25 protein-coding genes are annotated in these 24291 nt (G+C 63.9%); 22 read left to right on the forward strand and 3 right to left on the reverse strand.

What is annotated here, in order from left to right; all coding sequences use genetic code 11:
* Positions 1–21 precede the first annotated feature (21 nt).
* The 13 genes from llg_RS08135 to llg_RS08195 all read left to right on the forward strand — a co-directional run bounded on the left by llg_RS08135 (position 22) and on the right by llg_RS08195 (position 13264).
* Positions 22–1563 (forward strand): MBOAT family O-acyltransferase, encoded by a 1542-nt coding sequence (locus tag llg_RS08135; RefSeq protein WP_338289249.1) that lies wholly within the window; start codon positions 22–24, stop codon positions 1561–1563.
* A gap of 6 nt (positions 1564–1569) precedes the next feature.
* On the forward strand, positions 1570–2427 hold the full coding sequence (locus tag llg_RS08140) for a hypothetical protein (protein WP_338289250.1): 858 nt from the start codon (positions 1570–1572) through the stop codon (positions 2425–2427).
* A complete protein-coding gene (locus tag llg_RS08145) occupies positions 2424–3188 on the forward strand; it encodes an NAD-dependent epimerase/dehydratase family protein (RefSeq protein WP_338289251.1) in 765 nt (254 codons plus the stop codon). Before llg_RS08140 ends, llg_RS08145 begins: the two co-directional genes overlap by 4 nt.
* Positions 3189–3318: 130 nt before the next feature.
* Positions 3319–4146, forward strand: a complete 828-nt coding sequence (locus llg_RS08150) for a TIM barrel protein (protein ID WP_338289252.1) — start codon at positions 3319–3321, stop codon at positions 4144–4146.
* The gene (locus llg_RS08155) at positions 4143–5261 is read left to right on the forward strand and encodes an FAD-dependent oxidoreductase (protein WP_338289253.1); all 1119 of its coding nucleotides are present in this window, start codon (positions 4143–4145) and stop codon (positions 5259–5261) included. The genes llg_RS08150 and llg_RS08155 overlap by 4 nt, the downstream gene beginning before the upstream one ends.
* Positions 5262–5288: 27 nt before the next feature.
* On the forward strand, positions 5289–6287 hold the full coding sequence (locus llg_RS08160; RefSeq protein ID WP_338289254.1) for a glycosyltransferase: 999 nt from the start codon (positions 5289–5291) through the stop codon (positions 6285–6287).
* Complete coding sequence (locus llg_RS08165) at positions 6284–7090, forward strand: glycosyltransferase family 2 protein (protein ID WP_338289255.1); 807 nt, start codon at positions 6284–6286, stop codon at positions 7088–7090. The genes llg_RS08160 and llg_RS08165 overlap by 4 nt, the downstream gene beginning before the upstream one ends.
* Entirely contained in the window at positions 7087–7614 is a 528-nt protein-coding gene (locus llg_RS08170; RefSeq protein WP_338289256.1) for a GtrA family protein, read from the forward strand. Before llg_RS08165 ends, llg_RS08170 begins: the two co-directional genes overlap by 4 nt.
* Before the next feature lie 43 nt (positions 7615–7657).
* A complete protein-coding gene (locus llg_RS08175; protein WP_338289257.1) occupies positions 7658–8818 on the forward strand; it encodes a glycosyltransferase in 1161 nt (386 codons plus the stop codon).
* Positions 8819–8861: 43 nt separating this feature from the next.
* Positions 8862–10280, forward strand: coding sequence for a sugar transferase (locus tag llg_RS08180; RefSeq protein WP_338289259.1), 1419 nt, complete (start codon positions 8862–8864; stop codon positions 10278–10280).
* A 25-nt stretch (positions 10281–10305) separates the two neighbouring features.
* Positions 10306–10563 (forward strand): hypothetical protein, encoded by a 258-nt coding sequence (locus llg_RS08185; protein ID WP_338289260.1) that lies wholly within the window; start codon positions 10306–10308, stop codon positions 10561–10563.
* Complete coding sequence (locus llg_RS08190; protein ID WP_338289261.1) at positions 10563–11327, forward strand: hypothetical protein; 765 nt, start codon at positions 10563–10565, stop codon at positions 11325–11327. Before llg_RS08185 ends, llg_RS08190 begins: the two co-directional genes overlap by 1 nt.
* Positions 11273–13264, forward strand: a complete 1992-nt coding sequence (locus tag llg_RS08195; protein ID WP_338289262.1) for an O-antigen ligase family protein — start codon at positions 11273–11275, stop codon at positions 13262–13264. The genes llg_RS08190 and llg_RS08195 overlap by 55 nt, the downstream gene beginning before the upstream one ends.
* Before the next feature lie 27 nt (positions 13265–13291).
* Here the strand turns inward: llg_RS08195 and llg_RS08200 are convergent, their stop codons facing one another.
* The 3 genes from llg_RS08200 to llg_RS08210 form a co-directional block, all read right to left on the reverse strand.
* A complete protein-coding gene (locus tag llg_RS08200) occupies positions 13292–15259 on the reverse strand; it encodes a glycoside hydrolase family 2 TIM barrel-domain containing protein (protein WP_338289263.1) in 1968 nt (655 codons plus the stop codon).
* A 165-nt stretch (positions 15260–15424) separates the two neighbouring features.
* Positions 15425–16153 carry an exosortase-associated EpsI family protein gene (locus tag llg_RS08205; protein WP_338289264.1) on the reverse strand — a complete coding sequence of 243 codons (729 nt, stop codon included), beginning with the start codon at positions 16151–16153 and terminating at the stop codon, positions 15425–15427.
* Positions 16150–17139, reverse strand: coding sequence for an exosortase/archaeosortase family protein (locus llg_RS08210; protein ID WP_338289265.1), 990 nt, complete (start codon positions 17137–17139; stop codon positions 16150–16152). The genes llg_RS08205 and llg_RS08210 overlap by 4 nt, the downstream gene beginning before the upstream one ends.
* Before the next feature lie 95 nt (positions 17140–17234).
* On the opposite strand from llg_RS08210, the gene llg_RS08215 reads away from it, so the two are divergent.
* The 9 genes from llg_RS08215 (at position 17235) to llg_RS08255 (ending at position 24268) form a co-directional block, all read left to right on the forward strand.
* Entirely contained in the window at positions 17235–18161 is a 927-nt protein-coding gene (locus tag llg_RS08215; protein WP_338289266.1) for a ribose-phosphate pyrophosphokinase, read from the forward strand.
* Between the two features lie 194 nt (positions 18162–18355).
* The gene (locus llg_RS08220; RefSeq protein ID WP_338289267.1) at positions 18356–19903 is read left to right on the forward strand and encodes an FAD-dependent oxidoreductase; all 1548 of its coding nucleotides are present in this window, start codon (positions 18356–18358) and stop codon (positions 19901–19903) included.
* A gap of 167 nt (positions 19904–20070) precedes the next feature.
* The gene (locus llg_RS08225; protein ID WP_338289268.1) at positions 20071–20658 is read left to right on the forward strand and encodes a 50S ribosomal protein L25; all 588 of its coding nucleotides are present in this window, start codon (positions 20071–20073) and stop codon (positions 20656–20658) included.
* Positions 20659–20757: 99 nt separating this feature from the next.
* Positions 20758–20997, forward strand: a complete 240-nt coding sequence (locus llg_RS08230) for a hypothetical protein (protein WP_338289269.1) — start codon at positions 20758–20760, stop codon at positions 20995–20997.
* Positions 20987–21364: a type II toxin-antitoxin system VapC family toxin gene (locus llg_RS08235; RefSeq protein ID WP_338289270.1), complete on the forward strand. Its 378-nt coding sequence runs from the start codon at positions 20987–20989 to the stop codon at positions 21362–21364. Before llg_RS08230 ends, llg_RS08235 begins: the two co-directional genes overlap by 11 nt.
* Positions 21365–21385: 21 nt before the next feature.
* Positions 21386–21970 (forward strand): aminoacyl-tRNA hydrolase, encoded by a 585-nt coding sequence (gene pth / locus llg_RS08240; RefSeq protein ID WP_338289271.1) that lies wholly within the window; start codon positions 21386–21388, stop codon positions 21968–21970.
* Complete coding sequence (gene rpsF, locus llg_RS08245) at positions 21967–22254, forward strand: 30S ribosomal protein S6 (protein WP_338289272.1); 288 nt, start codon at positions 21967–21969, stop codon at positions 22252–22254. The genes pth and rpsF overlap by 4 nt, the downstream gene beginning before the upstream one ends.
* Positions 22255–22322: 68 nt before the next feature.
* Complete coding sequence (locus llg_RS08250) at positions 22323–22823, forward strand: single-stranded DNA-binding protein (RefSeq protein WP_338289273.1); 501 nt, start codon at positions 22323–22325, stop codon at positions 22821–22823.
* Positions 22824–22996: 173 nt separating this feature from the next.
* On the forward strand, positions 22997–24268 hold the full coding sequence (locus llg_RS08255; protein ID WP_338289274.1) for a hypothetical protein: 1272 nt from the start codon (positions 22997–22999) through the stop codon (positions 24266–24268).
* Positions 24269–24291: the final 23 nt, after the last annotated feature.

Raw genomic sequence — 24291 nt, forward strand, 5'->3', positions numbered from 1 at the left:
GCGCGATCTTATTTTTATTCGATGTTGTTCAATTCTTGGGAGTTTCTTGTCCTGCTTTTGGTCACGTTCGTGGTGTATTACGTTCCGTGGTTGCGTGGGCGTCATGGTAAGGCGTGGCAGGTGACCGTGGCGCTGGTGGCCAGCGTGGTGTTCTACGGCTGGGAGGATCCGCGGCTGTTGCTGCTGCTGGCGGTTTCCTGCGTGGGAAACAGCGTCGCGACCGGCAGGATCATCCAGCACAAGCTGGCCGGGGACGAGGGCCGGGTGAAACGCTGGGTACGGATGGCGGTGGCGTTGAACCTCGGGTTGCTCGGGGTTTTCAAGTATGCCCCGTTCATCGCGGGGATGCTGCCGTTCCTACCGGTGCAGTGGGTGCAGGCGTTGCGGAGCATTCCGCTGCCGATCGGCATTTCCTTCTACACATTCCATGGCATCAGCATGATCGTTGATGTTGCCCGCGGCGAGGTGACCCGGGAGAGCGATGTGCTCATGTCCGGTGAATCGGGTGCGGTGGAAGCAGCGGTGGAGGAGACGCGAGGGGATGGCGCGGCGGCGCATGGCGGGCTCCGTGCCTTTTTGTCCCATGGACAGCGGTTTGCGAAGGGAGTGCGGGACATCGGATTTTACCTGTTGTTCTTCCCGCAGTTGGTCGCGGGGCCGATCGTCAAGGCGAAGCAGTTCTGGCCGCAGATCGCGGCGAAGCGATTCGGAGACATCGCCTGGGGAACGGTGTGGCGGTCGTTGATCGCCGGCTACTTCCTGAAGATGGTGGTGGCGGACAATCTCTCCGAGCAGACCGTGACCCTTACCAAGCCGTGGATGGCCCAGCTGAGTCCTCCGGATTTGATGGCGCTGCTGTATGGATACAGCCTGCAGATTTTCGCGGACTTCGCCGGGTATTCGCTGATCGCCATCGGACTGGCGGCCATGTTCGGCTACCGGTTCCCGATGAACTTCAATTTCCCCTACCTCTCGACGAGCGTGACGGAGTTCTGGCGGCGCTGGCACATGTCGCTCTCCGGTTGGCTGAGGGACTATCTGTACATTCCGTTGGGCGGGAACCGGAAGGGGGAGCGACGGACTTACCTCAATCTTTTCATGGTCATGTTCCTCGGGGGATTGTGGCATGGCGCGGAGTGGAAGTTCGCGCTCTGGGGCAGCCTCCACGGCCTGCTGCTCGCGGTGGAGCGGCTGGTCTGGCGCAGGCGCGACCGGCAGGGGCCGCGGCCCGGGTGGCTGGCCTGCGCCGGGTGGTGTTACGCGTTTCACGCGGTGACCTTCCTGTGGCTGACGTTCCTGATGCCGGACATGAGGCAGATCGGCTTGTTTTTCCACCAGCTCGCCATTCCCGGGAAAGCGCACGGGCCTGCGGTGTTCGTGCCCGCGGTGTTCGGGACGGCGGTGGTGATCTACCATGCCGCGGGCTGGGTCCGCGAGCACGCCCCGCCTTGGGCCACGCGGTTCCGCGGATCGCTGGCGGAGGGCCTGGTCTATGGGGGCATGTTGTTCCTGCTCCTGACGAACGCCGGGTCCCCGCAGGGTTTCATTTACTTCCAATTCTGACCGCCGGTGACCTCCACGCCACCCAACCGCCCTTTGTCGTTCACCGGTGTTGTCGCCGGGCTGGTGCTCTGTTTCGCGCTGCAGGGGTTGGTGGCGTTCGGGCTGGGGTGGAAAGCGACCAAGACGGAATCGAACTACTTTTCCTCGCTGATTCGCTTCCAGGCGGCGGCTTCTGGGCCGGCGGAGTTGACGGTGGTGGGCTCCTCGATCACCGGACGCCTGCCCGGTCGGGAGATGGGGAACCCGGATGTCGCCAATTTGGGGACGGATGGCGGATCGTCCGCCGACGGGCTCAGATTGTTATGTGACGGTCGCATGCGGACGGGCAAATGGGTGATCCTTGAGACGAACACGTTCCTGCGGGTGGTGCTGGACCCGCCTTCCACGATGTTGGATTCGGTGGGTGGCGCGGCGTTCCGGGCGGGCGCGGGAGTTCCCGCGCTGGGCTATTCCGCCCGCCCGACCGGGATGTTGTATGGGAAGCTGCTCAACCGAAAAGCCGGGGGGGGGGAGGTCCAGGTTTTTCCCCTGGCGGCGGACGCGGCTCCCGTGGCGGAGGCTCCCGTGGCCGGCCAGGAGGCGACCCGTTACGCCGGGCTGGTGGATATGATCGGCCAGCTCCAGGCGAAGGGGTGCCGCGTGCTGCTGGTCGAGTATCCGTCCGAACCGATGGCACCCGAGGTGCGGGCGATGACGGACCGCGGCGTGGCCTATGTGACGGCCCGGACCCGCGTTCCCTTCCTCGACCTGGCCAGGCAGATTCCGCGCGACCGCCTGACCTTCACGGACACGGTCCATCTCTCGCCCGGCTCCGCCCGCGATGTGCTGGAGAGCCTTAGAAACTTCCTCGTCACCCAACCATGACCACAGCCCTCATCGGATACAGCGGCTTTGTCGGCGCCACCCTGGACGCCGCCCTGTCGCCCACCCACCGCTATCGCTCCACCGACATCGATGAAATCCGCGGGAAGTCCTTCGATCACGTGATCTGTGCGGGAGTGCAGGCGAAGAAGTGGTGGGCGAACCTGCATCCCGAGGAGGATCTCGCGGGCATCCTCCGGCTGCTCGGAGCCCTGGCGGAGGTGGAGGCCGGGCGCTTCACGCTGGTTTCCACGATCGATGTTTATCCCGCGCCGCGGGGTGTGGACGAGGACTCTTCGATTTCCAAGGACGGGCACCATGCCTACGGGCTCAACCGGCTGCTCGTGGAGGAACGGGTGGCGGCGGCCTTTCCCCGGGTGGCGATCCTGCGCTTGCCGGGGTTGTTCGGACCGGGTCTGAAGAAGAACCTGATTTACGACATGATCCACGGCAATGAGATGCAGAAGGTGCATCCCGGCGGTGTGTTTCAATACTATGATACCCGTAGGTTGGCGGCGGATATCAACCGTACCTGGGCCGCAGGCATTCCGCTGTTGAATGTTTCGTCCGAACCGCTAGCCACTTCGGAGATTCGCGACCGCTTTTTCCCAGGAGCGGTCCTAGGGGAGGAGGGTGAGACCCCAGTGGGTTATGACATGCGTTCGAAACATGCCGCGAAGTGGAACGGGAGCGATGGCTACCTATATTCGAAAGCGCGGGTGCTGGAGGATCTCGGGAGCTGGCTAATGGACAGTGAGCCGTGATCGGCTCGAATGGGATCGTTAGGCTCGGTAAACGTGAACACAACCGTCGGCTCCTAACACAAACGGAAAGCGGTGCTGGGCAGTTTCGCTCTGCCGCACTACGAACCGGCAAGTCCGATCCCCGACTCCGATGACCGCCTTTTCACCCCTTTCGATCTCCCACATCGCTTGGTCTCCCGAACGGGAGGGTGCCCTATTGGACAAGGTTCTGGAGCTGGGTGTGGGGACGGTTGAGCTGGCGCCGCTGCGGGCGTTCGGGGATCCGTTGCGGGCGGACGAGAGGGCGGTGCGCGCCAAGGCTGGATGGTATGTGGAGCGCGGTTTCCGGATCGGGTCTTTCCAGGCGCTGTTGTTCGGGGCGGAGGGGGTGTTTCTTTTCGAGGACCAGGCGGCCCGGCAGCGGATGAAGGAATGGCTCATCGCGGTCGGGCAGGTGGCCGGATGGTGCGGCGCGGGGCCGATGGTGTTTGGGTCGCCGAAGAACCGTCTCAAGGGTTCGCGCTCGCACGCGGAAGCGATGAGGATCGCGACGGAGTTTTTCAGGGAGGTGGGGGATGCTTGCCATCGGAGCGGTTCGTGCCTGGTGATGGAGGCGAATCCGGAGGCGTATGGGGCGGATTTTTGCACCCGCCTGGAGCAGGCGGCGGAGCTGGTGGAAGCGGTGGATTCTCCAGGGTTCAGGTTGCATGTGGATGCCGGGGGGCTGGCGCTGAGCGGCGAGCATTTCGAGCCGGTGGTGGCGCAGGCGGCCGGGCTCATCGCGCACGTTCATGCGAGCCAGCCGAACCTCGGTGCATGGGATGTCCCGGACCCGGTCCATGTCCGGCTTGCGGGGGCCTTGGCGACGGCGGGTTACCGTGGGCAGGTGGCCATTGAGATGAAGGCCCAAGAGGAGGAGGTGCCCGCGGTGGAGACAGCCATCCGCAGGGTGAGGGATTGTTACGGTATCCGGAAATGAACGGCAGGGAACCCGATGTGGTGATCGCGGGCGGAGGTTTTTTCGGCTGCTCGATCGCGCAGATGCTGTGCCGCCGCGGATTGACGCCGCTGGTGGTGGAGGCTGGCCCGGAGCTATTGGGCCGGGCTTCCCGTGTGAACCAGGCGCGGGTGCATGGCGGTTACCATTATCCCCGCAGCCTGATGACGGCCTACCGGTCCAGGCACAATTACGAGCGGTTCCGTGAGACCTACCGGGAGGCGATCGTGGACACGTTCACGAAGGTCTACGCGGTGGGCCGGCTTTTTTCGAAGGTATCGGCGGGGCAGTTCGAGCTGTTCATGAAACGGATCGGTGCGCCGTTGAAGCCCGCTCCGGACAAGATCAGCCGGTTGTTCAATCCCGTTCTGACCGAGGCGTCGTGGATCGCGGAGGAGTGCGCGTTCGATTGCTCCATCCTGCGCCAGCGTTGCCAGCGGGACTTGGAGACAGCCGGCGTGCCGGTGAAGCTGGAAACCCGGGTGGTTTCGGCGCGACCGGGGGCTGACGGCTTGACGGAGGTGTGCCTGGGCGATGGGAGCGAACTCCGGGTGAAGCTGGTGATCAATGCGACCTACAGTGGCTTGAATGTGCTGACGAGCGGCAGCGGCCTGCCAACGATCCCGCTCAAGCACGAGCTGGCGGAGATGGCGCTGGTGGAGCTGCCGCCCGCGCTGGACGGGCTGTCGGTGACAATGATGTGCGGCCCGTTCTTCTCGTTCATGCCGTATCCCTCGCGGGGACTCACAACCCTGAGCCACGTGCGCTACACGCCGCACCTCCAGTGGTTCGAGAAACCCGGTGAGGCGGCGACGGATCCTTACCGGCGCTTTGAACAACTTTCCAAACACAGCCATTTCGAATACATGGTCGGGGATGCTTCCCGATACCTTCCGGCGCTGCGCGACGCGGTGCACCGGGATTCGCTGTGGGAGGTGAAAACCCTGTTGCCCCAGACCGAGGTGGATGACGGCCGGCCGATCCTGTTTCGCCGGGATCCGGAGCTGCCGGCGGTGATCCATGTGATGGGTGGCAAAATCGACAATATTTTCGACGTCGAGGACGAGCTGGACTCTGTATTGTCCCGCGCGCCCTGAGGCGCGGCTGCTTTTTCCCATTTCATCATGGATCCTCATACCGTCATCAGCGTGGTGGTGCCGCTTGAAAACGACAGCGACATCCTTGACGCGTTTCTGGCCGATCTTTCCCGGACGATGAGCGGAGGTTTCCGCTTTTACGAAATCATTCTGGTGGACGATGGTTCCACGGATGCCACCCGGCAGACGGTGGACCGTCTGCTGAAGGATGTCTCGCGGGTGCGTTACTTGCGGCTGTCCCGTTCCTTTGGTCGTGAGGTGGCTCTTTCGGCAGGCATTGAGTCCGCCATCGGCGACTACGTGGTCACGCTTGACCCCACGGGGGATCCGGTGGCCGCGATCCCGGAGTTGATCGCGGTGTGCCGGACGAACGGCGGGATCGTGCACGGGGTGGCGTTGAACCCGCGGCTGCGCTCTGGGGTGCGTGAGTTCCTCGGGAATTTGTTCCGCCGCTATTGCAACCGCCGCCTCGGGGTCGAGCTGAAGCGCGGAGCGGAGGATTTCCGGGCGATGAGCCGCCAGGCGGTGAACGCGTTGCTCCAGGTGCGGGTGCAGAGCCGCTATCTGCGGGTGTTGACGCTCACGCTGGGGTACCACCACGAGTTTTTCCCTTACCGCCGGGAGGAGCGTTTGGAGCGGCCGAAGCGCAGTTCTTTCACCTCGGAAGCGGCTACGGCGATCGACCTGCTGGCTGCGAACACGCGGCATCCGCTACGGGTGGTGACGCTGGCGGGCCTCACGGGGGCGGTGCTCAATTTGCTCTACGCGTGCTACGTGGTGTGGATCTACCTCGCGAAGCCGAATGTGGTGGCCGGTTGGACCACCCTGTCGCTCCAGCAGAGCGGGATGTTCTTTTTCATCTGCCTCATTCTTGCGGTGCTCAGCGAGTATGTGGGGACGATCCTCGGGGAGGTGCGCAGCCGTCCGCTGTATTTCATCGGCCATGAGGCGAACAGCTCGGTGCTGCTGGAGGACACCGTGCACAGCAGCATCGTGAAGGAATCCACCGAGGAGGTCGCATCGTGAGTGGAGAAGGGAATTTGAGGGGCGATGACGTGCGGAGCCCGCGTTACGAGGTCGCATGGGAGAGGCCGCGTGCGCGGCGGTGGGCGACCTGCGTGTTCGTGATCAACGAGGGCGAAAAGATCCGGAAGCAGGTGCGGGCGATGGCCGCGTATGCGCCGCTGGTGGACGTGATCGTGGCGGATGGAGGCAGCACGGATGGATCGCTCGATGGGGCGCTGATGGGAGACGCGGGGGCGAAGGCGTTGCTGGTGAAGCGCGGACCGGGCAAGCTCAGCGCCCAGATGCGGATGGCCTTCGATTATTGCCTGGCCGAGGGCTACGACGGGGTGGTGGTGATCGATGGCAATGGCAAGGATGGCCTGGAGGCGATCCCTTCGATGGTGGAGCTGTTGGAAAATGGCTTCGACCATGTGCAGGGCAGCCGTTTCATTCCGGGTGGCCACCATGAGAACACACCGCGGAGCCGTTACCTGGCGGTGAATTTCCTGCACGCGCCGCTCATTTCACTGGCATCGGGTTTCCGCTATACGGACACGACGAATGGCTTCCGTGCGTATAGCCGTCGACTGCTGACGGACCGGGAGATCGGGGTGTTCCGGCCATGTTTCGACCGCTACCAGCTGCACTATCATCTCGCGATCAAGGCGGCTGCGCTCGGTTACCGGGTGATCGAGACCCCGGTGTCGCGGGTGTATCCGGCCACGGGCAAAACGCCGACAAAGATCAAGGGTTTCGGCGGATTGTTCGCGGTGATGCGCCAGCTCGTCGAGACCTGTATGGGCAAATACGATACGGACGCATGAAAGGCTTGGCCCGCTATCCCTTCGATGCCTTGCGGGATACTGCCGAATTGGTGTCGGACGCTCGTGCGCGTGGGTGGCGTCCGGCCCTGGCAACGATCCTGAGCCCGGAGGCGCGGGGGAGCTGGCAGTTCACGAAGTACCTGGCGATCGGCGGAACGTCGGTGGTGGTCTTTTTCGCGGTGTGCGCGGTGTTCCGATGGGCAGCGGTGGCGTTGGGAGCCTCCTACGGAAGCCAGCGGTTGCTGTGGAATCTGGTGGAGATCACGGTGGGTTTCATTCCCACCAACGCGTTCACCTACGAGACGAACCGGCGCTGGGTATTCGTGGCGGGTCGGCATGCGCCGCGGAAGGAGTTCGTTCTGTTCACGGCGGCTGCGGCTGCTAGCTTTGTAGCGGGACAGACCGCGGCATGGTACCTGATCACGTACTCGCATGTGAACGATTTCCTGGTCAAGCTGGGGGTGATCGTCGTTTCGACGTTGATCAACTACGCGTTCCGGAAGTTTGTCGTGTTCCACTCCTGATGTTTCCCCGATGAATCCGCCCTCCCCCTCCGAGCGAACGCGCGTGGCATTGGTTACCAATATGGTGGCACCCTATCGTGTCAGCTTTTACAACGCTCTTGCTGAGCTGTGCGATTTGACGGTCGTTGTCGATACCGATAGCGAGTTCAACCGAAGTTGGAAACTGGATGAACGTCAGTTTAGGTTCACCCGACTCGTGATGAATTCGACCTCGGTTGTGGTGCCAAGAAAAAGGAAGGACGTTGCTTACGAGGAGCAGCGGCAAGTGCATTTCTCGCAACGCCTTATGGGGGTGCTTCGGGCTGTAAAGCCAGATGTCGTGTTGAGCAATGAGCTTGGCTTGAGGAGCTTTTGGAGCTTTTTATATTCGCGTTTGTATAGGTGTCCATGGTTGCTCGTATCAGAGGCGACCGAGCACACCGAAGGCTGGGTCGGCATTACGAAGGCCTACTTCAGGAAATTTTTGATCTCTCAAGCGGATGGTTTTTGGAGCAACGGTATCGAAACGACACGATTTTTAATCAACCGAGGGGCGGCCAGCATCGGAATTACGTCGGATATGACAGGGATTGCTACCCGGGAGTTCCGAGAAGAAGCGCTACGAGCGTTTAGGGATCGCCAAGGCTTGCGAAAGCTGTTAGGTCTTGATGGCATCGTGTTTTTGTTTGCAGGTCGGCTGGAAAGTGGGAAAGGAATACCACAGTTACTTCAGGCGGTAATGGAGCGTCGTGTGGAATTGGCCGGACGATGCAGCTTGCTTTTCGTGGGAGACGGTACGTTGCGTGAAGAGGTGGAGTCGTTTGGACGGGAATTGCGGAGCGAAATTCCTGTTTATTTGACAGGCTTTGTTCAACCGGAGAAGCTCCCACCTTTGTTCGCTGCGAGTGACGTTTTTGTCATGCCCACCTTGGATGACAATTGGCCTCTGGTAAATCTGGAGGCATTGGCAGCTGGGCTACCTCAGATTTATTCCATTTATAACGGAGGGGCAGCTGATTTGAATTCCGTTGCTGGCGTTGGGATGGCCATCGACCCTTGCACGCTAGGAGAGCTTGCTGCTAAGCTCGTGGAATGCGTGAATGTGTTGCCAAGCAGGGTGCAGGGCGCTGCGGCCATCCAGCGGTTGGTGCATTACTCGCCGGAAGCGCAAGCTCAGCGGGCATTGGATTCTATTAGTCGATCTTTGGGCAGTCATAGGGCCTAATCTAGGATTATTTACGTAAAGAAAGGACCCATTCTTCATCCCCGTGTCCGCCAACCGACGCCAATCCTTTTCGATCCAAGTTCTGCAGCTCGTGGACGCGATGCTGATCTGGGGGGCTTTTGCGATGGCCGCGTTGCTGCGCGGGCCGTTGATCGATTGGCTCAATGGGATCGGGGTGCACATTTTCAAACAGGACATCTCCGGGCTGAAGGAAATCACCTGGTTGTTGTTCATCGTGGTGCCGTTCGCGCCCCTGGCGCTGGAGTTGTTCGGCTTTTACCGCAATCCGCTTCGGCAGAAGTTCGCGCCAGCCCTTTGGCAGATCATCAAGGCGTTCACGATCCTGGCGGTGGCGATCAGCGTGATGGTGGTGTTCTTCCGCTTCAATGCCTCCAGCCGCGCGGTACTGGCGATGGCGATTCCGTGTGCGGTGTTGTTCCTGCTGTTGAGGGCGTGGTTGGTGACGGAGCACGCGCGCCGGGCCAGCATCACGGACAACCGAAAGGAGGCGATCGTGCTGGCGGGGACGCCGGAGGACATCGACCAGTGGCTGCGGGAGGTTCCGGAGGACGAGTCGATGCTGTGGCGGATCGTGGGTCGGCATGATTTGACGGGCGATGACTGGCTGGGATTCCAGCGCCTGCTGGAGGACGAGGCGGTGGAGCGGGTGGTGTTCGCGGCGAAGCACGCGGCGTTCGACAAACTGGGCACCGCGATCGAGATCTGCGAATCACGGGGCATCGAGGCCTGGGTGGCGGCGAGTTTCATCCAGACCCAGGTGGCGCGGCCGACGTTCGATACCATCGGCGGGCGCCCGCTGCTGGTGCTGCGGTCCACGCCGGATCTTTCCTGGGAGCTGCTCGCGAAGGGGGTGATCGATTGGATCGGAGGGATGACTTTGCTGATCCTGACCGCGCCGTTGTGGGTGGTGGTGGCGATCGCGATCAAGATCCAGAGCCCGGGTCCGGTGTTCTATTTCCAGGAGCGGGCCGGGCGGTATGGCAAGCCGTTCCGGATGTGGAAATTCCGGACAATGATACCGGACGCGGACCGGAAGCTGGAGGAGCTGAAACAGCAATCGGGCAACCAGATGTCGGGCCCGGTGTTCAAGCTGCAACATGACCCGCGCATTTTCCCGGTCGGACGCATCCTGCGGAAGTTTTCCATCGATGAGTTCCCGCAGTTCATCAACGTGGTGCGCGGGGAGATGAGCTTGGTGGGGCCGCGTCCGATGGCGATGTATGAACTTCCGAAGATCGAGAATTCGTCCCACCGGCGGAAACTCAGCGTGAAGCCGGGGCTGACCTGCATCTGGCAGGTGAGCGGGCGGAACGAGATCACAAGCTTCGACGAATGGGTGAAACTGGACCTGCAGTATATCGACAACTGGTCGCTGTGGCTGGACATCAAGATCCTGGCACAGACGATTCCGGCGGTGTTGCTGGCCAAGGGAGCCAAGTGACGGAAGAATCCACCTGGCCACGGACATGCGCAATCTCCTGAGAAACATCGGTCATTTCTGGATCAGCCGTTTCGGCTCGCCGATCCGTGACGAGGAAACGGGGGAACTGTTGGGGCGGGCGCTGGTGGTGGTGTGGCGCGGGAAAATCCACCTCATCGGATTTTCCGGTAGCATGGTCCTGAAGCCCGTGTTCTGTGTGCAGGACCGTGTCCGCTACTGGAGGCAGACGATCGGTTTCACGCGTCCGCAGGAGCCTGACTTTCCCAGCAAATATCCGGAGTGATGGATCGTCTTCCCCTTGTAGCAACCGTGCTGGTGACGCACGAGGCGCCGGACGCTGTCGCCCGGATGTGCGCCTATTGGCAGGAACGGGATCCGGATCACGCGGTGGTGGTGGCCTACGGGGGGACGGAGGAGAATTTCGCCGCCCTGGATGTGGGGCCGAAGGTGTTCGTGAGCGATCCATGGCTGCGCACGAAGGATCATCCCCGGGAGCGGCAGAGTTATCTAGGCGTGTTCCAGGCGGTGTTGCCGGTGATCCGCGCGCTGGACGTGACCCATGTGCACGTGGCGGAGTATGACGAGATTCCATTGGTGAGCGGGATGAACGCCCGCTTGGTCGGGATGCTGGAGCGGGAAAAGGCGGATGTGGCGGGGCACCGCCTGACGCGGCTGGATGAAACCGGGCATCCCCATTACACATTCCATCGCAGGGATCCGGCATTCCACCGTTACTGGCGGACGATCACGTGCCGGGAGGAGCCGGAGGTGGTGCTGTCGATGCTTGGATGCGGGTCGTTCTGGAAGCGGCGGGCTTTCGAGGCGGTGGCCTTGTTGGAACCTCCGCTGCGGATTTATCTGGAGTTGATGTTGCCCACGGCGGCGCACCACCTGGGCTTCAGGGTCCGGCCGATGGATGGCGCGGACCGCTTCATGGCACCGGAGGTGCTGAAGACGCCGGGGGATTTCGAGGAATTCCGCCGTCAGGGCGCGTGGCGGATCCACCCGGTGAAGGGCTACTGGTCGGAGCCAGGAGGTGGAGCGTGAACGCGGGGAAATGGTCCGCGGTGCTGTTGTCCATCGCGTTGGCGCTGGGGGTGGCATTCGCCTCCTCGCTTGAGCCCACGGCTCCCGGGCTGGTGTTGCTGGCGTTGGCTCCGGCCTTGGCGCTGGGCGCCTTCGCGGTGACGGATTCGAAGCGGCCGGTGTTGCTGGCGTGCTTGGTATTCCTTGGCGGCGGGTATTTCGCGTGGCGGGCCACGGGGGCGACCGTGCGGGATTTCGGCCGCAGCGACCTATTGTTGTTGGCGGGCGGGCTGGCGGCCTGTTTCTGGGCGGGCTGGCTGGTGGACCGTAGGGCCCACCGCTGGGCGGCGATCGGGCTGGCGGTGCTGGCGATGGCGAATGTGGCGGTGGCGCTGGTGCAGTGGCACGACCCCGCGTTCACGCCGATCTTCGCCGGCCGGAAGACGGCCTCGTATCCCTCCGGGTTTTACGGGCACTACAACCATTTTGCGAACTTCCTGCTGGCAGCGGGTTTCGTGGCCTCGGGGTGCGCGTTGCTGGGGGAGGAAAAGCGGCGGAGCCGGATTGCGTGGACGTTGGTCGCCTTCGGGTGCTTCGGCGGGATTTTTCTGAGCAAGAGCCGCGGGGCCTGGGTGGCGGCGGCGGCGGGCGGGTTGGTGTTGCTGTTGTGCTGGATGCTGGATTTAAAGCGCCGCCATGTGAAGTGGTTCGGGCTGGCGGCGGTGGCGGCAGCCTTCGCGTTGCCGGTCCTTGGATTCAGCGGCTGGTGGATGGCGCGCCAGGTGCTGGCGGACCGCGGGGTGACGGGGGACGGGGCCAGAATGCTGGATGACAGCGGGCGCTTGAATTTCGCCTCCACGGCGATCGAGATCGCCTCGAATCAGCCGGTTACGGGGGGCGGCAGCCGCTCGTTCACGTATGAGATCTTCAAGCATTGGAACCCCGAGCAACTGTGGGTGGGGTCCGGGGACATTGACTTCGTCCACAATGAGTTTCTCCAAGCGGCTACGGATTACGGGTGGATCGGGCTGGCGGTGGTGGCCGGATTGCTGTTCGTGATCGGCCTGCGGGGGCTGCTGGTGATGGCGGTGGAGCCGGACAAGGGGAATCCGGGGCCGAGTGCCGGATTGGCGGCGGGGGCGATGGCTGGGATCGTGGCGGTCTCGGTCCAGGGTATGTTCAGTTTCGTATTCCACATGATCCCGGATGTGATCGTGTTGGGATTGTTGGCCGGGATCGTGATCGCCCAGCCGTGGCCGTTCGGGAAGCTGGCTTCCCGGCAGGTCGCGTGGGCGCGGCCCGCGCCGTGGGTGGCGGCGGGTTTGGCGGTGGGGTTGGTGACCTTGGGGTGGCGGGATGCCATGGCATGGTGGATCGCCGCGCGGCCGGGGTCCGGTGGCATGGAGAACCAGGTGGCGGTCCGCTACGATGCCTTGAGGCGCGCGGTCGCGGTGCGGCCGGATTTCCGGCTGGAGCATGATGCGGCGGAGATGGCGGCACGGATGTCGAAGACCGAATCCCCGCCGGCCTCGAACGAGTGGGCGGACAAGGCCTTCGGCCATCTCCAGCGGGCGGTGATCCGGAATCCGTATGACCATGCGGCGCGGTTGAGCATGGCGCGGGTGCTGGATGAGTTCGGCCAGTTTTCGGAAGCAGAGGAGAACTACCGGAAACTGCTGCCGCTGATGGACCTTCGTGAGATGTTCTACCGGACGCGGTTCGCCTACGGCAGCCATGCGTTCCGGCGGGCCAATGCATTGTTCCATGCCCGCAGGCCGGCGGAAGCGCTGGCGTGGGCGTTGGAAGCGCGGAATCAGATGGAAGCCAGCAAGCGCTTGTGCGGCTACGGCACGCAGTCGCCGGAGGGGATCGAGGCCGCGAAGGTCCAGGAGTTCATCAAGTGGCTGGAGGAGGCCCGTTACACTCCGGCTCCGGACGTGGTGCCGCCGTCCCCGTAGGGACGTCGGGAGGTGAGGCGGAAAAGGTCAGTGGGGTTGGCCGGGAGTGGATGATGTTTCATCGACCACGTAGCCGGTGGGGGAGACGAGGCTGGCGGAGAGGGAGGATCCGGTGGTCCCGGCCTTGAGGGGCGCTTCCCATGGGGTGTCACCCGGCTTGAGCGCGGGGACGGGCAGGACGCCCTCTTTGAGCACTCGGCCGGAGGCGTCCTTGCTTTGCCACTTCACCTGATAGCCGCGGAGCGGGTAGCTGGGCACTTCGTCCGCGGAGCGCGGTTCGATGCGGATGCGATCGCCGCTGACCACGAGGGCGTGTACGGGCGAGAAGGCCTTGCGGACCTGCTGGTAGGCGGCTTTCGGGCGGCGGTTGGCATCGACCACGCCCCACTCGCGGTTGCCGGAGGCCGGGGTGCCTTTGAAGCCGCTGCGGTAGTCGTTGAAGGTCCAGAGGGACAGGCCGATGAGGAAGGGATGGCCGGAGACGGTTTCGGCGTAGCCCTTTTCGAAGTTCGGGATACGGGAGTCTGGATGTGCGCCGATCTGTGCGAAGCCCCACTCGGAGAAGAAGACCGGGCGGTCCGGCCACTGCTGGTGCACTTTCGCGACGCGGTCGCCGAAGACGCGGTAACTGTTGATCATCATGATGTCGCTGATGCCCGCGGGGTCCTGCGCGTTGCCGAGGTAGGCGGTGTTGCTGGCGTAGGTGAGCAGGCGGGTGGAGTCGAGATCGCGGCGGATGTAGTCGAACATCGACTGCACGTAGTTGCGATGGTTGTTGATCTCGTTGCCAGGGCTCCAGCCGATGATGCAGGGGTGGTTGTAGTCGCGCTGGATCATCTCGGAGAGCCATTGGCGGGTCAGCGGGTTGTCCTTCTTGACCTGGGCATCGTCCCAACCCCAGACCGGGATCTCGGCGATGATCATCATGCCCTTTTCATCGAGGTAATCGAGGAGGTTGGGGGCCTGGGGGACGTGCATGAGGCGGGAGAAGTTCGCCCCGGCGGATTTCATGAGGTCGATGTCCTGGCGGACGAGCGCGTCGGGCTCGGTGTTGCCGTACTGGTTGCTGTCGCTGACGCGGTTGAAGCCGACCACGCGGACTTTCTCGCCATTGAGCAGCATGCCATCGGGCCGGATCTCGATCTTGCGGATGCCGAAGCGGTCCGAGCGTTGGTCGAGAGCGGTTCCGGCGGCGGTGAGCCGGGTGGCGAGGGTGTAGAGGTTCGGATGGTCGAAGTCCCAGAGGCGGACGTCCTGTTTCGGGAGGACGGCTTCGGCAGTCACGGTTTCGGTGGTACGGGGCTTGAGGGCGAGTTTGGCGGTCAGGGTGAAACCGCGGACGCCATTGAGGCTGGAAGCCAGTTCCAGGGGGAGTTCCTTGTCCGATTCGTTGGCAATCCGGTATTCGACGCGGATCTTGGCGGTGCCGGCCTGAAGATCCGGGGTGGAGGTGATGTGCTGCCAGACCAGGCGGGCGTCGTTGTCCGCGACGAGGCTGACGCTGCGGCTGATACCGCCCCACGGCCACCATGCGCCCCGGGAGACGGTGTTGTCGGCCTGGACGAGGAGGGTGTTCTGGCCTTCCTGCACGGCGGTGGTGATGTCGAATTCGAAGGGCGTGTAGCCGCCCACGTGGGAGCCCAGCTCCTTGCCGTTCAGGGAGACCCGCGCCTCGTGGTTCACCGCGCCGAAGCAGAGGCGGAGGTGTTTGCCCTTCATCCCGGCGGGCACGGTGAAGGTGCGGCGGTACCAGCCTTGACCGCGATGGGTGGAGTATTGGGGCAGGGTGTCCCAGTTTCCAGGCACGGTGATGGAATCCCAGCCGGGTTGATCACCGGTGGTGAGGGCCGGGGCGGTAGTGAACTCCCACGCGCCGTCGAGCGAAAGGGCGGAGGCCTGCACGGAGGATGTGGCGGTGGCTGACGCGGGTGCGGCCTGCAGGGGCGCGGAGCATCCGAGCGCGAGCAGGGAGAGGGAAAGCAATTTGGCAGTCATGGGGTTGCGTGAGGTTCGAGAAGACGAAGCTACTCCATATGACGCGCTTTCACGATAAAATGTTTCAGAAATGCGCAGGGTTATTCTGAGCGCATGAATCCCGGATTGAAGAACGAGGTGTGGATCGCCGCGCTCCGGGGCGGATGAAAGGGGGCCGGGAGCCGGTCAGCGCTCGGCGATCCGGTTCCAATCGATGTTGGTGTCCGCCAGGTTCCCGAGGAACAGGCGGGCTTCCTTTTCGGCCTGTTCGCGGGTGCGGAAGCCGTTTTCACCGTTCTCGCTGAACCACATCGAGGCGGAGACGTAGGCCCAGCGCTGGTCCTGGCCGCGGAAGATGCGGTCGCCCATGTCGAGGGCGGTGCGCCACATGTGGTTTTCGGTGATCTGGTGCTGGCCGACGAAGAAGTAGTAGGTGATGCAGTGGAAGGTGGCGGTCTTCTCGCCTTTCGGGTCGAGAGGAATCGTCTGCATCGAGGTGAGTTCGCGGACCGGGAAGGTCTTGCCGCCCGGGGTGGTGATCGATTCGGACTTTGCGTCGTAGATCCGGTGGCCTTGGGCGGGCATGCACCGTTCGGGGCGGTGGATCGAGTTGTTGATGTCCGATCCGGAGAGAACCACGGAGAGATCGACGCGCTGCTTCAAGCGCATGCCATCCGGTCCGTAGACGCCGGGGATGGGAGCGAGGCAGACCGCCTTGCTGAAATCGGTGTCCTTGGCGAGGATGTCGACTTCCTTCTGGCTGGCTGGGATGATGTGGAACTCCCACTCGCCAAGATCCTCCGGCAGTTTCATCAGGATGGCGGACTGGGCGACCTTGCCGGCCTTCGGCAGGAACGCCACGCAGCCCATCACGGCGGCGAGCGCGACCGGGAGAATGAGCGGGCGCAGCGTCATGGCACGCGGGGGTCCGGGGTGGAAGAAGTGGCGGAGGTGTGGTTGGTGACCACCACGCGGCGGATCTCGCGGCGGGCGGTTTTTTTCCACGGCAGGCCGCCTTCGAGGACCGAGTGGACGGTCAGCAGCAGGAATAGCGAGAAGGGGTAGAAGAACACCAGCGGGGACCAGTCGTGCCAGGTGCTGCTGGCGAATTCGACGTTGCTGTATTTCGCGATGACAAAGATCGAGACCAGCCGCAGGGCATTGCCGAGGATGGCGATGGGGAAGGCGCTGAGGAACAGCAGCGCTTTCTTCCAGAGGGGGAAGCGGGCGACGTAGGTCCAGGCGGCGGCGATGAGCATCAGGGCCCACAGCGAGCGGATGCCGGAGCAGCCTTCATCGACATCGAAGCCCTTGCCATCGGCCAGGATGAGGGTGTTTCCCTTCACGATCGTTTCGACCCCGCAGAGCGAGGAGCCGAGGTGGGCGAGCTTGGTGGCGATGAGCTGGAGGCCGCCGGTGGCCTGCTGGAGGAAGCCCACGGGGATGGCGAGCCAGATCAGGGCGAAGGGGAAGGCCAGCAGCCAGGCGGCGCGGCGGCCCCACAGATACCAAACGGAGCCGGTGAGGAGGAAGGGCAGGCCGATGATCGCCACACGCCACTGGATGGTGCGGTAGGAAAGGAGGAACAGCAGCGCGCCGAAGAGCGCGGGGACCAGGCCGAGGTTTTCACCGTGGCCGCGGGCGGCGAGGATTTCCTTCCGCCGCCAGAACAGCAAGCCGGGCAGGAGGAAAGGGAAGATCCAGCCGTGTTCGAAATCGCTCTCCTTGTTCCAGGCGCGTGCCCACGTTTCGAGGGCGAACTCACCGCGCTGCGGGCCGAAGTGGCGGAGACCGATGTAGAAGAATCCAAGCACCAGAGCCAGAGCGACCCACGCGATCACCTCGCCGCGGCGGTCCGGCGGTGTCGCGGGCGAGAGGGGACCTTCATCGCTCGGTGTCATGATCGAGGGGACCGCCAACTCATTTTCGTCGCGGCGTTGCAAAGAGTTGCCGAGCCCGGCGCTGGTGTCAACAATCGGGGCCGCCGCTCCGTCCCATGAAAATCATCAGTGGAACCGCCCACCGGGCCCTAGCCGAACGCATCGCAGACGTCCTCGGACAACCTCTTGCCGATGTGCATGTTACCGCCTTCCCGGACGGTGAAACTTTCGTCAAAATCAACGAGAACATCCGCGGCGAGGACGTCTTCATCGTGCAGCCATCGTGCCCGCCGACGAACCACAACATCATGGAGCTGCTGATCATGGTGGACGCCGCCCGCCGCGCCAGCGCGGAGCGGATCACCGCCGTGATGCCCTTCTTCGGCTATGCCCGCCAGGACCGCAAGGACCAGCCGCGCGTGCCGATCACGGCGAAACTGGTGGCGAACCTGCTGACCTCCGCGGGCGTGAACCGGGTGCTGACGATGGACCTGCACGCGCCGCAGATCCAGGGCTTCTTCGACATCCCGGTGGACCACCTCTACGCGAAGTCCGCGCTCATCGGCTACCTGCGTGAGCGTCATCCGGACACCTCCAATCTCACCGTGGTCTCCCCGGACGTGGGTGGCGTGAAGATGGCCCGCGCTTATGCGGAGGCCCTCGGCGCCGACCTGGCGATCGTGGCGAAGCACCGCGTCTCCGCCACCAAGGTGGAGGCGATGAACGTGATCGGTGAGGTGGAAGGCCGTGACGTGCTTTTGGTCGATGACATGACGGAAACCGCCGGCACGCTCACCGCGGCGGCCGAGATTCTCCAGAAGCATGGTGCCAAGCGCGTGTTCGCGGGCGTTTCCCATGCCGTGCTGGGCGAACTGGGCCACGATCGGATCCGCGATTCGGTGATCGAGGAAGTGATCACCACCGACTCCGTGCCGCAGGCCGAGGGGCCGAAGGTGAGGGCGGTGGGCATCGCGCCGCTGCTTGGCGAGGCGATCCGCCGCATCAGCGGGGGCCAGTCAGTGACCTCGTTGTTCGAGGTGTGAAGAGGTGTAGCTGAAAGCCCTGCTTTCAGAGTGTCCCGGATGGCTCCAGTCATCCGGCGGAAGCGGTTTGTTCGTTCCGTCCGCCACCGCCAACTGGAGCTGGCGGAGACGATCCGAAGGCGGAGCCTCCGGCTACATGGGAAGATGGAATTTCCTGTTAGGGAGATGAGTCATGTGCTGGGATGTGGACCATCATGAACCGTGGTCGTGTCCCGCTTTTCCGTTCCCTGATCGACTGTCTCCGCGAGGCCCATGTGGCCAATACCGCCGGGGAGGGCTGGTCCCGCCGTGAATTCCTGCAGACGCTCGGTGCGGTCGGGGCGGCGGGTGCCTTGTCCGGGTGCGTGGCCGTGCCGACGCCGGGGCGGAACGTGCGCGGGCCGGTGGTCATCGTCGGCGGTGGGATCGCGGGGCTGACGGCGGCGCTGCGGCTGATGCAGCAAGGGGTGGATTGCGAGCTCTACGAGGCCTCGCCGCGGTTCGGCGGGCGAATGTTCACGAAGCGGGACTTCAACCGCGACGGGATGTTCTGCGAGCTGGGCGGCGAGCTGGTGGACACCAACCACAAGGCGCTGATCGATCTGGCGCGGGAGTGCCATATTTCCACCCAGCCGCTGAAGAAGGGCGAGAAGGGCCTCGATTTCTACCACATCGGCGGGAAGGTCTTCACGGACCGGGACCTGATCCCGGCGTTCCAACCGCTGGCGAAGCGTATCGCGGCGGACGCGGAAGGGCTCACGGACGCGCAGGACGAGTACACGGCGAAGGCGCGGCGGCTGGATGCGGTCAACTTGAAGCATTACCTGACCGGATCGCGGCATGACACGCCCGCGTGGTTGATCGAGATGCTGGATGTGGCGTATTGCTGCGAGTACGGCGTGGACACGGTGCACCAGAGCGCGCTGAACCTGGTGAACTTCATCGGCACGGACACGAAGGACGGCTTCGAGATGTTCGGAACCAGCGATGAGTCGATGCGGATCGAGGGTGGCAACGACCGGGTGCCGACGGCGGTGTACGGGAAGATTTCGAAGAAGGTGCGGACGTTTCCGGAGCACGAGCTGGCGTCGATCGCGCGGACGAAGGGCGGGCTGCGGCTGACCTTCCGCCACGGCAGCCAGCGGGTGGTGAAGGAGGCGGCCCATGTGGTCTGCGCGATCCCGTTCACGGTGCTGCGGAACGTGGAGGGGATCGATTCGCTGGGGCTGAGCGCGGACAAGCGGCGCGCGATCCACACCTTCGGCTACGGGGCGAACGTGAAGGTGATGTGGGGCGTGAAGGAGCGGGTGTGGCGCGAGGAAACCGGCGGCCGGGACTTCTACTGCAATGGCTCGGTGGTGTCCGACCTGCCGTTCCAGCAGTTCTGGGAAACCAGCCGCGGCCAGAAGGGGCGCTCGGGGATTCTGACCAATTTCATCGGCGGCACGCCGGCTGCGACCTGGAGCGCGGAGCGCCTGAAGGCATTCCCGGGCGAGGCGGAGAAGGTGTTCCCGGCGCTGGCGGGCCAGTGGGACGGGAACCGGGCGGTGATGAACTGGCCGAAGGTGAAGTGGAACCGCGGCAGCTACAGTGCGACGCTGGTGGGGCAGTACACGTGGGCCTACGCGGCTTCGGCGACACCGGAGCTGGACGGGGCGCTGGTGTTCGCGGGCGAGCACACCAGCCCGGATTTCGGCGGATTCATGAACGGCGGGGTGGAATCCGGCGAGCGGGCGGCGAAGGAGGTGCTGGCGAAGGCCTGAGAGGGCGCTTTTTTGCGATTTCCGGGGTCCGGAGGGGCACAACGCCTGTCGAGGGAAGGGTTTAAGCAACAAAATTTTGACAAACCCGCGTTCTCCCGATACAGACCGCCCCCCGGTCCGGGGGTTGGAACCTCCGGCGCATCCCGCAACATCCACCACTTCCTGTCATGGCCACCAAGCAGACACTCAAAGCCGCCCCGCGCGCGCGCACCGGCTCCGGCCGCCTCAACCAGATGCGCAAAGAGGGCTGGCTGCCGTCCGTCATCTACGGGCGCAACACCGAGAACGTGAACCTCAAGGTCGATGCGAAGACCTTCGCCGAGCTTCTCGCCCACAGCACCTCGGACAACATCCTGATCAACCTCGATGTCGAGGGTCAGGGCGTCCGCCTCGCTTTCCTCCAGTCCATCCAGCACGACGCCATCTCCGGCGCCGCCCTGCATGCCGACTTCCTCGCCATCGACGAGAAGACCGAAATCACCGCCCACATCCCGGTGCACCTCAATGGTGAGCCAGCTGGCGTGAAGGCCGGTGGCGTGGTGGAACAGTACGTCCACACGCTCGAAATCGTCTGCCTGCCGAACGACCTTCCGGACACCATCGAGGTGGACGTGACCGGCCTCGGCGTGGGCGCCTCCCTCCACATCTCGGAGCTGGGCCTGCCGAAGGGCGTGAAGGCCACGCACGCCGGTGACGTCGTCGTCGCCCACGTGGGTGTCCCGGGTGCCGGTCTCGAGGAGACCCCGGCCGCCTGAGCCAACTGATTTTTCCGAAACGCCCGGTCCGCGCTGCGGAGCCGGGCGTTTTTGTGTTCGGGACTTGCGGAAAAAGACATCCCCGACTAGTCATTTGGCATGAAGGCATCGGTGGTCGACCTACGGTACCGAACCAAGGAAATCCTGCACGCGCTGGAGACGGGGGAATCCATCGAGCTGACCCACCGTGGTCAGACGAAGGGGGAGATCGTGCCGGTGGCGGCGAAGACGAGGTCCTCGCTGGCGGATCATCCGGCGGTGGGGATGTGGCGGGACCAGGAGGAACCGGTCGAGGACATGGTGAAGCGACTTCGAAAGCCGAGATTCCATGTTGATTGATACCGATGTGTTGATCTGGTGCCTGCGAGGGAACCCGAAGGCGCTGGCGCGGCTCGATGGGCTCGCGGACTGCCGGGTTTCCCAGGTCACGCGGATGGAATTGATCGCCGGTTGCCGGGACAAGGCGGAGATGCGCCTGCTGAAGCGGTTTCTAGCCGACGGCGGATTCCGGGTGATGCCGCTGAGCGAGGAGATCGGTCATCGGGCGGACCTGTGGCTGGAGGAACACGTGCTCCAGCACGGTGCGGGGCTGGCGGATTGCTTGATCGCGGCCACGGCGTCGTTGGCGGGACTTCCCTTGTTGACGGGCAATCACAAGCATTTCAGACACTTTCCGGCGCTGGAGGTGGAGGAGTTCCGCCCCTAGTCCAGACGCTTCCCATTTCCCGTGGACACATTTTCCCTGATCATCGGCCTCGGCAATCCGGGGCGGCAGTATGAAGGCACGCGGCACAATGTCGGGTTCATGGTGCTGGACCGGCTGGCGGCGAAGGCCGGGGTGGCCTTCGAGAGCAAGCCGAAGTGGCAGAGCCACCTGGCGAAGCTGCCGGACGGCACGCTGCTGCTGAAGCCGCAATCCTTCATGAACCTGAGCGGGCGGCCGGTGCAGCAGATCCTGGCCTTCCACAAGTGGACGCCGGACCGGATCCTGGTGGTGTATGACGACGCGGCGCTGCCGCTGGGCTCGCTGCGGTTCCGGGAGAAGGGGTCCCATGGCGGGCACAATGGCATCCGCTCGCTGCTCCAGCAACTGGGGACGGACGTGTTTCCGCGGCTGAAATTCGGGATCGGCGGCAGCGCCGAGGGCGAAATGGTGGGCCATGTGCTGGGGAATTTCCGACCGGAAGAGCGGGACCTGCTGGAAAACACGCTTGCTTCCGCCGTTGATGCCGTACAGGTTGCGCGCTCCCAAGGCGTCGCCGTCGCGGCGAACCGCTTCAACACCCGCTCCAACTTACCTCCAACACCATGAGCCGCAAATACGAAGGCCTGATTATCCTCAACACCAAGGGTGTCGAAGGCAGCGTCGATGAGACCGTCGCCAGCGTCGCCAAGGAACTTGAAACCGAAGGCGCCAAGGTCGGCGAGATCAAGCAGATCGGCCGCCGCAAGTTCGCCTACAACGCGCAGCACCTGGAAGCCGGCCACTACGTGACCTACGTCTTCTCCGCCGAGCCGGCCGCGATCACCAAGATCCAAGCCCGCCTCGCCCTGAACGCGAAGGTGCACCTCCAGCACTTCCAGCGCGTCGCCTGAGCCGCGTTCGCTCTTCGGAGCGATCCGTCTTGCGACACCCCGGACTTTCTCCGTAGGTTCACGCTCACATGGCCAATTTGAACAAAGTTCTCCTGCTGGGGAATCTGACCCGCGATCCGGAGCTCCGCTACACGCCGAAGGGCACCGCCGTGGCGGACATCGCCCTGGCGATCAACCGGGTCTGGACGAACGAGCAGAACCAGCGCCAGGAAGAAACCACCTACGTGGACATCACCCTGTGGGGACGGCAGGCCGAACTGGCCCAGCAGTACCTCACGAAGGGCCGCGGCTGCTTCATCGAAGGCCGCCTGCAGATGGACACGTGGGAGGACAAGGCCACCGGCCAGAAGCGCAGCAAGCTCAAGGTCGTCGCCGAGAACCTCCAGTTCCTGCCGGATGGCAAGGGCGGCCCCGGCGGTCCTCCGTCCGGTGCCAGCCATGCTCCGCAGGGCAATGGTGGTGGCTACTCCCGCCCCGCAGGCGGTCCTCCGCAGCGCTCCGGCCCGCCGCAGGGTGGCTCCGCCGCTCCGGTGGAGGATTACCACGACGAGGACGACATTCCGTTCTGAAGCGGTCGCCGAACCGATGATTTTGAAAAACGCGCTCCGGGAACGGGGCGCGTTTTGTTTTTCAGGGATGAAGCCGCGGAGCGTATCCGGAGGAGCGTTCAGGAGGGGCCTGGTCGCCGTTGAGTGACAGGCCATCACCTTCCCGTCATGTTGATCCGGGTAAGAGGGAGGGGATGAAAGTTCGTGCGAATCTCTTGTTGGTGCCGGTCGCCGTGATGGCGGGGCTGGCTGGATTCCTCGCCGGTCGACAGGCGGAACGAGGTGGGTCCGGAGGAGGATCCGGGGTGCCTTCCTTGACGGCGGATTGGAATCCGGGTGCCACCGGTCGGGCGGGGCGCTCGGATGCGGGTGAGGTGGCTGGTTCCGCTGGAGGCCGGCGTTCGCGGCTTTCCTCCCTGGCGAAGCTGGGTCGGGAGCAGGTTCAGGAAAAGATGGGCGCCTTGATGCGGAGTCCGGATGCGCAGGACCGGGCGCGGGCGTGGCTGGATTTTGTGGACGGGCTTGAACCGGGGCAGTTCGAGCAGGTGGTGGCGGATTTCCGTTCGATGGGATTGTCCGGCTCGAACCTGTCGGAGTATGCCACGCTTTTGTCCGCGTGGGCGAAGCATGATCCGCTGGCGGCGCTCGATTTCGCGGAGAAGAACACGGGCAACGTGTTCGCCCGGCAGACGATTCTGGCGACATGGGCGAATTCCGACTTGGCCGGTGCGATCGGTTGGGCAAACGGTCATTTCCAAGGGACACCGGATCAGGGAAACCCGTGGATGGTGGGGGTGATCCGGGGCATCGCGGCGGGCGATCCGGCGCGGGCGTCGCAATTGATGCAGGAGATGCCGTTTTCGCGGGAGCGCGGGGACGCGCTGGTGGCGCTGATCCCGACGGTGATGGCGCGGGGGGCGACCGAGGCGATGGCATGGGCGGATGGATTGCAGGACTCGTCGCTGCGGGATCGTGCGATGCGTGAAATCGCTCCCCGTCTGGCGGAGAAAGATCCCCAGGGGGCGGCGAACTGGCTGGCTGCGGCGAACACGCCGGAAGCCGCCAATACGATCGACGATGTCATGACGGTGTGGATGAAGGCGAGTCCATCCGAGGCGGTGGGTTACTATGAAAGGCTGCCCGCGGGGGCGATGCGGACCGAGGCGCTGAGCAGCCTGGTCAGCTCAATGGCCTCCACCGATCCGGGGCAGGCGCTGGCGTTCCTGAGCAGCCACCGTGGCGAGGCGACGGATCCGATCTACGGGGAGTTCATCAAGAACTCGGCGGGCAGCCAGCCGGAGCTGGCGGTGGAGCAGATCGCCAACATCCAGGACGTGCAGAACCGTGACCGGACCTACCTGAAGACGATCGGGAAGTGGATGAAGCGTGATCCGGATGCCGCTCGCCAGTATCTGGCGAGCGGCCGTGTGCCGGCGAATGTGGTCCAGCAGTTGAACGGCGGCTGAACTTGACTGCGGCGGGGGCGGCG

Origin of the sequence: Luteolibacter sp. LG18, from assembly GCF_036322585.1 — a bacterium.
Lineage (GTDB): Bacteria > Verrucomicrobiota > Verrucomicrobiia > Verrucomicrobiales > Akkermansiaceae > Luteolibacter.